6 protein-coding genes are annotated in these 12,041 nt (G+C 69.8%); 4 read left to right on the plus strand and 2 right to left on the minus strand.

The features are described 5' to 3' along the window. Window positions 1-2: 2 nt before the first annotated feature. The 4 genes from ACN8ZM_RS03825 to ACN8ZM_RS03840 all read left to right on the plus strand — a co-directional run bounded on the left by ACN8ZM_RS03825 (window position 3) and on the right by ACN8ZM_RS03840 (window position 10,606). Window positions 3-7,628: a type I polyketide synthase gene (locus ACN8ZM_RS03825; RefSeq protein WP_420210582.1), complete on the plus strand. Its 7,626-nt coding sequence runs from the start codon at window positions 3-5 to the stop codon at window positions 7,626-7,628. Then, window positions 7,625-8,542 carry a UDP-3-O-acyl N-acetylglycosamine deacetylase gene (locus ACN8ZM_RS03830; RefSeq protein ID WP_301769969.1) on the plus strand — a complete coding sequence of 306 codons (918 nt, stop codon included), beginning with the start codon at window positions 7,625-7,627 and terminating at the stop codon, window positions 8,540-8,542. Before ACN8ZM_RS03825 ends, ACN8ZM_RS03830 begins: the two co-directional genes overlap by 4 nt. Before the next feature lie 64 nt (window positions 8,543-8,606). Next, window positions 8,607-9,935: an aminotransferase class I/II-fold pyridoxal phosphate-dependent enzyme gene (locus ACN8ZM_RS03835; RefSeq protein ID WP_043189459.1), complete on the plus strand. Its 1,329-nt coding sequence runs from the start codon at window positions 8,607-8,609 to the stop codon at window positions 9,933-9,935. After that, a complete protein-coding gene (locus tag ACN8ZM_RS03840; RefSeq protein ID WP_420210583.1) occupies window positions 9,932-10,606 on the plus strand; it encodes a GNAT family N-acetyltransferase in 675 nt (224 codons plus the stop codon). The genes ACN8ZM_RS03835 and ACN8ZM_RS03840 overlap by 4 nt, the downstream gene beginning before the upstream one ends. Window positions 10,607-10,629: 23 nt before the next feature. Here ACN8ZM_RS03840 and ACN8ZM_RS03845 read toward each other — a convergent pair whose 3' ends face one another. Both ACN8ZM_RS03845 and ACN8ZM_RS03850 read right to left on the minus strand, forming a co-directional pair. Next, complete coding sequence (locus tag ACN8ZM_RS03845; protein ID WP_043189453.1) at window positions 10,630-11,463, minus strand: class II glutamine amidotransferase; 834 nt, start codon at window positions 11,461-11,463, stop codon at window positions 10,630-10,632. A gap of 206 nt (window positions 11,464-11,669) precedes the next feature. Further along, window positions 11,670-11,999, minus strand: a complete 330-nt coding sequence (locus ACN8ZM_RS03850; RefSeq protein WP_043189451.1) for a carboxymuconolactone decarboxylase family protein — start codon at window positions 11,997-11,999, stop codon at window positions 11,670-11,672. Between the last annotated feature and the right edge of the window lie 42 nt (window positions 12,000-12,041).

A 12,041-nucleotide genomic window follows, 5' to 3' on the forward strand; every position in this document is an offset into this window, starting at 1 on the left:
AGATGAACAGTAAGATTGCAATAATTGGGATAGCGTGTCGGTTTCCCGGGGGTGCAAACAACCCCGGCGACTTCTGGCAACTGCTGCGCGACGAACGCGACGCAGTGACCGAAATCCCGGCCGACCGGTTCGGCACCGATTTCTACCAGCACCCGTCCAAGCGCGAACCGGGCAAGAGCTACACGTTCTCGGCCGGCGTCCTCGACAACGTCGCCGGCTTCGACGCCGCGTTCTTCGGCATTTCCCCGCGCGAAGCGGCCCAGATGGATCCCCAGCAGCGCCTGCTGCTCGAACTCGCATGGGAAGCGTTCGAGGACGCGGGCGTGCGCCCGGCCGACATGCGCGGCAGCAACTGCGGCGTCTTCGTCGGTGCCGCGAGCATGGATTACGGCAACCGCAACATGGACGATCTGAACGTGATCGATCCGTATTCGGCGACCGGCAATACGCTGAGCATCGCGTCGAACCGCGTGTCCTACCTGTTCGACCTGCGCGGCCCGAGCATGTCCGTCGACACGGCCTGCTCGTCGTCGCTCGTCGCGCTCCACCAGGCGGTCAAGGCGCTGCAGTCCGGCGAAGCCGACGTGGCGCTCGCGGGCGGCGTCAACCTGCTGCTGCACCCGTTCGGCTTCGTCAGTTTCTCCAAGGCGTCGATGCTGTCGCCGCGAGGTCGTTGCCGCGCGTTCGATGCGACCGGCGACGGCTATGTCCGCTCGGAAGGCGGCGCGTTCGTGCTGCTCAAGCCGCTCGATCGCGCGCTCGCCGACGGCGACACGATCCATGCGGTGATCGCCGGCTCCGGCGTGAACTCGGTCGGCCATTCGCCGGGCGGCATCAGCGTGCCGGGCGCGGGCGCACAGGCGTCGCTGCTGCGCAGCGTGTACGCGCGCGCGGGCATCGATCCGCAGTCGCTGGCGTATCTCGAAGCGCATGGCACCGGCACGGCGGTCGGCGATCCGATCGAGGCGCGTGCGCTGATCGACGTCGTGTCCGGTGAGCGCCCGGCGGATCGTCCGCTGCTCATCGGTTCGGTCAAGACCAACATCGGCCACCTCGAGACCGCATCCGGCATGGCCGGGCTGCTGAAGGCCGTGCTGTGCCTGAAGCACCGCGCGGTACCGCGCTCGCTGCATTTCGTCACGCCCAATCCCGGCATCGATTTCGACGGCGGGCGTCTGCGTGTCGTCGATCGCTACATGTCGCTCGACGCGGGCGACGCACCGCTGACGGTGGGCGTCAACTCGTTCGGCTTCGGTGGAACGAACGCACACGTCGTACTGACCGAGGCGCCGGCTACAAACGAGGCGTCGACGGCCGCCCCCGAGCCGATTCACGCGCCGCTGTCTCCGCTCGTCCTGACCGCACGCAGCGCGAACGCGCTCGGCGCACTCGCAGGCCGCTATCTGGCGGCCCTCGACAACGGCGGCGACTGGCAGGCGCTGGCCGCCGCGGCCGCACGTCGTCGCCAATGGCTCGAGCATCGCGCGATCGTCGCGCCGGCCGACGCGGCCGAAGGACGCGCGGCGCTCGCGGCGCTGGCCCAGCCGGCGCCGGAAGGGCTGCCGGCCTGCGTGGCGACCGGCCAGGCGCCGGCTGACGCGGTGCGCACCGCGCTCGTGTTCTCGGGCAACGGCTGCCAGTGGGTCGGGATGGGCAACGAGCTCTATGCCGAGAACGCGGTTTTCCGCGCAGCGCTCGACGAAGTCGACGCGCTGTGGTGTGCCGACGGCAGCCCGTCGCTCGTCGACGTGATGCGCGGCGGCCCGAGCGCGGAATGGCTGGCCGGCGCGGGCGCCGAATGGCTCGCCGCGACGGAGAACGCGCAGCCGCTGCTGTTCGCGATCCAGGTCGGCATGATCCGCGTGATCGATGCTCGCGGGATGCGGTACGACGCGGCGATCGGCCATAGCGTCGGCGAGATTGCCGCGGCGTGGGTGACGGGCGCGCTGTCGCTGGCCGACGCGGTTCGCGTGATCAAGATCCGCAGCCGCGCGCAGGCCATGACGCGCGGCAGCGGCCGGATGGCGGCCGTCGGCATCGGCGACGCGGCGGCGCGCGAACTGATCGCGCGCCACGGGCTGGCGCGGTGCGTCGAGATCGCCGGCATCAACAGCCCCGATGCGGTGACGCTCGCGGGCGAGCTGCAGGGATTGCAGGCACTGGAGGCCGCGCTGCGCGGCAGCGGCAAGTTCTTCCAGATGCTGGATCTCGACTACGCGTTCCACAGCAGTCACATGGATCGCATCGAGCCGGTCGTGCTGGCCGAACTGGCCAGCCTGCGGCCGCAGCCGGGCAACGGCGCATTCGTGTCGACCGTGACCGGCGGCGCGCTTGCCGGCACCGAGCTCGATGCCCGCTACTGGTGGCGCAACATTCGCGAGCCCGTGCGCTTCGGCGACGGCATCGCGCATCTGATCGAGCAGGGCGTCCGGCTGTTCGTCGAGGTCTCGCCGCATTCGATCCTGCGCACGTACGTGAAGCAGGCATTCGCGGCGGCCGGTGCGACCGGCGTGGCGCTGCCGACGCTCAAGCGCGACCACGGCAGCGCGGCGACGCTGCGGCAAGCGATCCTCGCGGCGATCGCGCACGGTGCGAGCGTCGATCCCGACCGCTTCGCGCCGGGCGAATCGCGTGCTGCATTGCCGTCCTATCCGTGGCAGCGCGACCGTTTCTGGCTGACGCCGACCGTCGAAGGCTACGGTCTCGTCAATCGCCGTCGCGAGCATCCGCTGCTCGGCTATCGCCTGCATGAGCACGCATTCGCGTGGGAAAACCAGCTCGATCCGGCGAAGCTGCCGATGCTGGCCGATCACGTCGTCGACGGCGGTGTGGCGTTCCCGGGGGCCGGCTACGTGGAAATGGCGCTGGCCGCGGCACGCACCTTCTTCGACACGCCGGATGCGGCACTCGAAAACGTCGAGATCCGCACGCCGGTGGTGTTCCAGCCGCAGCAGGCGAAACTGTTCCGGCTCGTGATCGAGCCGCGCACCGCAACCTTCACGATCGAGACGCGCGACCGGATGTCCGACGGCTCGTGGACGATGAACGTGACGGGGCGGATGCTGGAAAGCGGCAACGCGCTCGGCGAGGCGAGCGTCGTGCCGTCCGATGCGCTCGCTCGTCTGCTCGCGCTGCCCGCAGCCGACGGCGACACGCTGTACGCAAACACGGCGGCCATCGGCCTCGGCTACGGGCCGGCGTTCCGCTGGGTGCGCACCGTGCGGGTCGCCGCGGACGACGGCGCGGCGCTGGCCGACGTCGCCGCGCCAGCCGCATGTGGCGATGCGCGGGCAGTGTCCGCCTATCTACTGCATCCGGCGCTGATGGACAGCGGGTTTCATCCGCTGTTCGCATTGCTTGCGGCGCACGCGCGCGACGGTGAACATCCGGCTTACGTGCCGGTGCAGATCGGCCGGGTCGACTATCTGCGTGGCGACACGGTCGAGCGGGTGCTCGTGCGAATCGACCGGCACAGCCCGCATTCGATCGTCGCGCATTTCGAATTCCTCGACGCGCGGGGCGCGATCGTCGCACGGCTCGGCGGTTGCCGGTTCCGGCGCGTCGATCTCGTCGGCCGTCGGCAGAACCTGCCCGCGCGCTTCGTCTACCGCCTTGAAGAAGTGCCGTTGCCGGGCGACGTCAACGCAGCCGGTTTGCCGGCTCCCGACGCGCTGCTCGCGCAGGCCGTCGCACGGCTCGATGCGACCGGGCACGACGGTCGCCGGACCCAGCATCTGACCGAAATCCTGCCGCTGCTCGACGTACTGGCGAGCCTCTACGCGCTCCGCGCGTTCGATGCGCTCGGCGCATTCGCCGGCACGTGGCAGCCGGCGGCCGGGCATGCGGCGCTGGCCGCGCGTCTTGCCGACATGCTGATCGAGGATGGTCTCGCTCATCGCGATGGCGCGCTGCTCGTGCGCGACGACGCGGCGTGCGCGGCGTTGCCGCCGCTCGACGAGCTGTGGCGCGGGCTGCTGGCCGAATCGCCGGGGCACGTGGCCGAGCTGACGCTGCTCGCGCATTGCGGCGCGGCATTGCCCGACGTGCTGGGTGGCGCGAAGGATGGCGCCCGCCTGCTGTCGCCGACCGGGCACAGCCTGGTCGAACAACTCCTTGCCGCATCGCCGACGTGGCAGCACGTGCACGCGTTGCTGACCGCAAGCGTCGAGCAGGCCGTCGACGAATGGCAACCGGCGCGCCGGTTGCGCGTGCTCGAACTGGTCGCGACGGACGGCGACGTGCTGCAGACGCTCGGCATGCATCTCGCGGCTGCGCGTTGCGATCACACGATCGCCGCGACTGCCGGCCAACTGGCCGGGTTCGACACGGATGCGGAAGCGGCGGTGCGCACGGTTGCGCTGCAGTCGGGCGAGCGGCTGTCGCTGGCGGCCGACGAAGCCGGCCCTTACGACCTGATCGTCGCGAACCGCGCGTTGAGCGGCCGTCATGACGTGGCCGACGCGCTGAATGCGATGCGCTCATGGCTGGCGCCGGGCGGCTTGCTGCTGCTGGCCGAGTCGCGCCGCGGCCGCTTCTCCGACATCGTATTCGGCGCGCAGTCTGCGTCGACGGAAGCCGACGCGCCGGTGCCGCTGGCGCCGGCGGATCTCGATGCGGCGCTCGAGCGTGCGGGTTACGTCGACGTCGTGCGGCACGTCGAGCAATCGCTCGATCTGGACGGCACGCCGACGTTCGTCATCGCACGTAACGCCGCGAGCGCCGTTGCCGCGCAACGCGGCGACGATCCGAGCGATCTCGATACGCTGGCGCGCAGCGAGCAATGGCTCGTGATGCATGCACCGGATGCCGCCAGCCATTTCGGCGGGCAGCTGGCGGATGCGCTGGCACGCGCGGGCTATCCGGCCGATATCGTCGACATGACGCACGCGGCCGATGCGATCGCGTCGCTGCCGGCCGGGCAGCCGGCGCATGTCGTGTTCTGCGCGCCCGAAACGCCGCTCGCCGAATCGGCGACGGGAGACGGCCTGATGGCCGCGCAGCGTAACGGTGCGATTGCGCTGGCGGCGCTCGTTCGCGCGCTCGGTGCGCAGCCGAACGCGGCCACGCGGCTGACCGTCGTCACGCGTGGCGGCGCGCCATTCGCCGGGACCGCGAATGCGCATCCGGAACAGGCCACGCTGTGGGGCCTCGGTCGCGTGCTGGCGAACGAGCATCCCGAGCTCGCGTGCCGCCTGATCGACGTCGATCGAGCGACTGACCGGATCCCCGCTGCGCTGATTCACGAACTGACCGGCGCAGCGGTCGAGGAAGAAGTCATCCTGGGTGCACACGGGCGGCTGGTGCCGCGCATGCTGACGGCTGCGCAGGCCGCGGCCCGCAACGACGGCGCGATCGCGCGTGCGGCCGTGCTCGCGTTCGATGCGCCGGGCTCGTTGCGCAATCTCGAATGGTTTGCATTGCCGGAAAACCCGCTGGGCGCGGACGAGGTGGAAATCGAGCCCGTTGCAACCGGCCTCAATTTCCGCGACGTGATGTATGCGATGGGGCTCTTGTCCGATGAAGCGGTCGAGACCGGCTTCGCGGGCGCGACGATCGGCATGGAGTTGTCCGGCCGCGTCGTCCGGGTGGGCGGCGCCGTGACGGAATTTGCGCCGGGCGATGCGATTCTCGGCTTCGCGCCGGCCTCGTTCGCGACGCGCGTCAGGACGCGCGCGCAAGGGATCGCGCTGAAACCCGAGCGTCTGTCGTTCGAGGAAGCGGCGACCGTGCCGACCACGTTCTTCACCGCGTATTACGCACTCGTCGAACTCGCGCGTCTGCGTCGCGGCGAGCGTGTGCTGGTGCACGGCGGCGCGGGTGGCGTCGGGATCGCTGCGATCCAGCTCGCGCGCCACTTCGGCGCGGAAGTGTTCGCGACGGCCGGCAGCGACGAGAAGCGCGAGTTCGTGCGCCTGCTCGGCGCCGACCACGTGCTCGATTCGCGCAGCCTGGCGTTCGCGGACGAGATTCGCGTGCTGACGGGCGGTCAGGGCATCGACATCGTGCTGAATTCGCTCGCGGGCGAAGCCATGGTGCGCAGCATCGATACGCTGCGGCCGTTCGGTCGTTTCCTCGAGCTCGGCAAGCGCGACTTCTACGAAAACAGCCATATCGGGCTGCGGCCGTTCCGCAACAACATCAGCTATTTCGGCATCGACGCCGACCAGTTGATGGGGGCGCTGCCGGAACTGACCGCGCGCCTGTTCGGCGAAGTGATGGCGCTGTTCGAGGCAGGCGTGCTGCATCCGCTGCCGTATCGCGCGTTTCCCGCCGAACGGGCGGAGGATGCGTTCCGCTACATGCAGCAGGCGCGCCAGATCGGCAAGGTGCTCGTGACCTATCCGTCCGGCACGCCGGCCCCGACGCGCGGCGTCACGCGCGCGGGTTCGCTCGCGCTCGATCCGCATGGCACGTACCTGGTGGTCGGCGGCACGGGCGGGCTCGGGTTCGCGAGCGCACGCTGGATGGTCGAGCGCGGCGCACGCCGGCTGACGCTGGCGAGCCGCTCCGGCGAACTCGCTGCTGCCGCACGCGAGGAAGTCGAGCAGTGGCGCAAGACGCTCGGCGTCACGGTCGATGTCGTGTCGTGCGATGTGACCGACGCGGCGGCAGTCGACGCGATGATTGCCGCGATCGTCCAGCGCGACATCCCGCTCAAGGGCGTGCTGCATTCCGCGATGTCGATCGACGACGGCCTCGTGCGCAATCTCGACGATGCGCGCATGGCCGCGGTGCTCGCACCGAAGGTGGCCGGCGCGTGGAACCTGCATCGCGCGACGCGCGCGTTGCCGCTCGACCTGTTCGTGGTCTATTCGTCGGCGACGACCTATCTCGGCAATCCGGGGCAATCGAACTACGTCGCGGCCAACAGCTTCCTGGAGGCGCTCGTCGAACATCGCCGCGCGGCAGGCTTGCCGGGCACGTTCATGGCCTGGGGGCCGCTCGAGGACGTCGGCTTCCTCGCGCGCCACGCGGATACGCGCGAGGCGTTGCAGTCGCGGATCGGCGGTGCATCGATCACGTCCGACGAGGCGATGGTCGCGCTCGAGCGCGCGCTGGTGGCGGGTGCGGCCGGCGAAGCCGTGGTCCGGCTCGACTGGCACGCCGTTGCGCGCGGGATGCCCGCCGCGAAGGCGCGCCGGTATTCGCTGCTGCAATCGCATGCGAAGGGCGGCGATGCGCGCGACGGCGGCACGCAGCTGCGGGAAGAGGTGCTGGCATTGCCGCGTGACGAAGCGATCGCGCTGGCGGCCCGGACCCTGCAGGGACAGATCGCACGGATCCTGCACATGACGCCGGATCGCATCGCGCTCGACAAGTCGGTGCTCGACATGGGCATGGATTCGCTGATGGGGATGGAGCTCGGTCTCGCGGTCGAGGAAGCGTTCGAGGTCAAGCTGTCGGTGATGGCGATTGCCGAGGGCGCGTCCGTGACGACGCTGGCCGGACGCATCGTCGATTCGATCGGTGCGTCGACCGACGCCGATACCGATGCCGGTTCCGCAGCCGATGCCGTCGCTGCGCTGGCGGCAAAGCATGCAATCGACGGCGAAGCGCGCGCGATGCTCGATACGCGGCCGGCGCCCGTCGCGGGCCACGCCTCGCCGACGCTGGAGGTCGCGCGATGAGTGCGCCGTCCGGCTGGGCGACGAGTCAGGGCACGCTGGCGCGTCCGCTGGCGATCGACGGTCACGGGCTCCACACCGGGCGCCGGGTGGGCGTGCGGATCCTGCCCGCGCGTCCGGAAGACGGCGTGACCGGCGTCGCGTTCCGTCGCGTCGCGCAGGGGCGCACGCTCGCGACGCTGCCGGTCGATCCCGCGCTGCGCCGCGCCCAGCCGCTGTGCACGATGCTGCGTAATGCCGACGGCGTCGGCGTTCGCACGGTCGAGCATCTGCTCGCGTCGCTGCTCGCGTGCGAGATCGATCACGCGATCGTCGAGATCGACGCCGAGGAAGTGCCGATTCTCGATGGCAGCGCCGCGCCGTGGGTGGACGCCATCCGCGCGTGCGGCCGCGTCGCGCTCGATGCGCCGAAACGCTTCATCCGCGTGCTGCGGCCCCTCGTCGTCACGGACGGCGAGGGCGACCAGCGGCGCGAAATGCGGATCGAACCGGCGCCGCGTTACGAACTGAGCGTGCGCAACGACCTGCGCGGCTTCGGCGACATGCACTGGGATGGTGCGCTGACGCCGGCTGCATTTGCGACTGAAATTGCGCCATCGCGCTCGTATGGCCGCGTGAAGTGGGCGGTACCCGCGATCGTCGCCGGTTATCTGCGCGGGGTACCGATCCTGCGCGGCGCGCGGCCGTCGTGTACGGCATCCATCGTCGGCAATCGCGTGCTGGGCGGGATGCGGCTGCCGGAGGAGTTCGTCCGGCACCGCGTGCTCGACCTGGTCGGCGACCTGGCACTGGCCGGTGCGCCGCTGCTGGCACGTGTGAGCGCGCTGCGGCCGAGCCACGAGATGAATTTCCGGCTGGTGGACGCGCTGTTGGCCGAACCCGATGCGTGGCAATGGGCCGAGTTTCCCGACGCGTGACACCACGCTTTTTCATGACGCGCGGCGTAACATAGCGTCTTTTCGAGAAACAGCGAAGGAAGCAATGGCACTGGGAGAGCATCTTCGCCAGCAACTGGCGGCGAAAGCGCTGAAACGGCAACTGGAGCGCGCGACCGATGCGGCCGCGGCACCGGGCGTGCCCGGCACGCTGGCAGCGCAGACCGCATCGGCGCGCAGCCGCTTCGAGTCGATGCCGCAGTATCAGCAGGTCCGGATCATGCGCGAGATGGGCGAGAAGCTGCGCGTCGACTCGCCGTTTTTCCGCGTGCACGACGGCGTGGCCGGTGCGACGACGCAGATCGGCGGCCGCGAATACCTGAACTTCGCGAACTACAACTACCTCGGCCTCGCCGGCGATCCGGCCGTGTCGTCGCGCGCGAAAGCCGCGATCGACCGCTACGGCACGTCGGCCTCCGCGAGCCGGATGGTCGCGGGCGAGCGCCCGGTGCAGCGCGACCTCGAGCGCGCGCTGGCCGCGTTCTACGAGACCGACGACTGTGTCGCGTTCGTGAGCGGCCACGCGACGAACGTGACGGTGATCGGCGCGCTGTTCGGCCCCGGCGATCTGGTCGTCCACGATTCGCTCGCGCACAACAGCATCGTGCAGGGCGCGCAACTGAGCGGAGCGAAGCGGCTGAGCTTCGCGCACAACGACTGGCAGGCGCTCGATGACCTGCTGTCGCGCGTGCGCCGCGAATACCGGCACGTGCTGATCGCGATCGAAGGGCTGTACAGCATGGACGGCGATTTCCCCGACCTGCAGCGCTTCGTCGACGTGAAGACGCGCCACGGGGCGTTCCTGCTGGTCGACGAGGCGCATTCGCTCGGCGTGCTCGGCGCGACCGGCAAGGGCATCCGCGAGCATTGCGGCGTCGCGCCCGACCAGGTCGACATGTGGATGGGCACGATGAGCAAGACGCTGGCCGGCTGCGGCGGCTTCATCGCCGGCTGCCAGCCGCTCGTCGACATGCTGCGCCACCTGGCGCCGGGCTTCCTGTACAGCGTCGGGCTCGCGCCGACCCTCGCCGAAGCGTCGCTGGCCGCGCTCGAGCGCCTGCAGGCCGAGCCGGAGCGCGTCGCGCAACTGCAGGCGCGCGGGCGGCAGTTCCTGACCGAAGCGCGCGCCGCCGGGCTGAATACCGGCACGAGTGCCGGATTCGCGGTCGTGCCGGTGATCACGGGGAGCTCGCTGAAGGCCGCGCAGTGGGCCAATGCGATGTTCGACGAAGGGATCAACGTGCAGCCGATCTTCTATCCGGCCGTCGAGGAAAAGGCTGCGCGCCTGCGCTTCTTCATCTGCTCGACGCACGAGCCGGAGCAGATCAGCCGGACGGTTGGCGTGTTGTCGCGTCTCGCGGGGCGCGGCGCATGACGCTGGCCGGCGCGTTCGCGCAGGCGGCGCCGCGCGCCGGCGAGCGCGTGCGGTTTCGTGCGGCCGAGGCGGCTGACGCGGCGGCGTGCGCGCCGCTCGTGTTTGCGTCCGGCGTGGCCGAATTCGGGTTCTTTCTCGGCGAAAGCGACGCGCGTTGCATCGCCTTCCTGCAGCAGGCGTTCCGGTCGCGTCACGGGCGCTTCTCGTGGCGCCGTCATCGTGTCGCGATGGCCGACGACGGCGCCGTGCTCGCCGTGATGGCGATTCACGACGGGCGGCAGACGATGTTCGACGACGTGCATGTCGTATGGGCACTGGCGCGCTTCTTTGGCGTGCGCCGCACGATTGGCCAGTTGTTGCGCGGGCTGATCCTCGAAACGGAAATTCCGGCGCCGAAGCGCTCGCAGATCCTCGTCGCGCATTGCGCAACCGACGAGCGGCAGCGCGGCACCGGCATCTTCAGCGCGCTGTTTCGCAACGCGCAGGACACCGGCGCATTGCCCGCCGACGGCAGCCGCGACGTCGTGCTCGACGTGCTGACCCGCAACGTGCGGGCCCGCGCGCTGTACGAACGGCTCGGGTTCACCGCACTGCCGCGGCGGAGCGCTCGTTCGCGCCGGCTGCCCGCCGAACTCGATTCGATCCGGATGCGGTTGTCGCGTCGCGCCTGACGGCGCGTGCGGTGCCCGACGCGCTACTTGTGCCGCGGGCTGAACGGCCGCTGCTGCACGTCGGCGCCCTGCGCGACGATCGCCATCCCCTCCGGCACTTCCTCCCATGCCCCCCGCAGGTCGACGAGCGGCTCGGACACGACCATGAACGCGTCGTCGCCGGCTTCGGCGATGCGCGGGTTATGCGGATACAGCTCGTGCAGGTGCTTGAACGACGTGCTGTGGAACAGCGAACGCGATTGCCGTTCGCTCGAATAACGCACCGCGATGATCCGTTCGCCGTCGGTCGCGCAGATCGTCATGTTGAGCGGGTCGGCGACGCGATGCCGCGCGGCGGTCTCCTCGACTACGCCGACCATCCGCTCGAGCGCCGGCAGCGGCGTCTGCTCGAGGCCGTAGGTCAGCGCGAGGCGGAACATCAGTTCGGAGTCGGTCGAGCCTTCGAGCGTCGGGAACAGCGCGGGGTCGACCTTCAACGTCAGGTCGCGGCGCAGCTTGTGGAAGTCGCGGATCAGCCCGTTGTGCGCGAACAGCCAGCGGCCGTGACGGAACGGGTGGCAGTTGGTTTCCTGCACGGGCGTGTCGGTGGCCGCGCGGATGTGCGCGATGAACATCCGCGAACGGATCGCGCGCGCGGCTTCGCGCAGGTTGCGGTCGTTCCACGCGGGATGCACGGAGCGATAGCGGAACGGGAGTTCGTCAGCGTGCCCGTACCAGCCGATACCGAAGCCGTCGCCGTTGGTGGTCGTCGCCCCCAGCTCCGAATGCAGGCTCTGGTCGATCAGCGAATGTTTCGCGCGGAACAGGACGGTCTCGAGATGAATCGGATTACCCGTATAGGCGAGCCAGCGGCACATGGAGCGCTCCTTCACGATGGATCGTTCGCGCATGGTAGCCGACTTCGCGGCGCGTCCGTGCCGGTGCGTGCCGGGCTGGTCATTCGGGCGGGTACGCTGGCCAATCTTCATACATCGCCTGCCCGGCGGCGCGCTGCGCAACCGGGCAGCCACGCAGCCGTTCGGCCGGGCGCCGCCATGCGACGGCAGCGCCGCGGCCGTCAGCTTCAGTCGCCGAGCGCGTCCATCACGCGTGCCGAATAGACGAGCGCCGCACCTGCGTTCAGCGCAATCGCGACGCCGAGCGCTTCCGCCACTTCTTCCTTGGTCGCACCATGCTTGGCTGCTTCTGCGGTGTGCACGGCGATACAGCCGTCGCAGCGCGTCGTGACGGCGACCGCGAGCGCGATCAGTTCGCGCGTCTTTGCGTCGAGATGGCCCGTCTTGGCCCCGGCGCCGGACAGCGCCTTGTAGCCGGCCAGCGTATCGGGCGACAGCTTGGCGATCTCGCCGATGCGCGTCGAGAGTTCCTTCCGGTATTCGTTCCAGTTCAGCATGATGTGTCCTTTCGAGAAGAGGTGAGGAGAGCGGCGCACGCC

Source organism: Burkholderia aenigmatica, from assembly GCF_048627025.1.
In the GTDB taxonomy this organism is placed as follows: Bacteria; Pseudomonadota; Gammaproteobacteria; order Burkholderiales; family Burkholderiaceae; genus Burkholderia; species Burkholderia aenigmatica.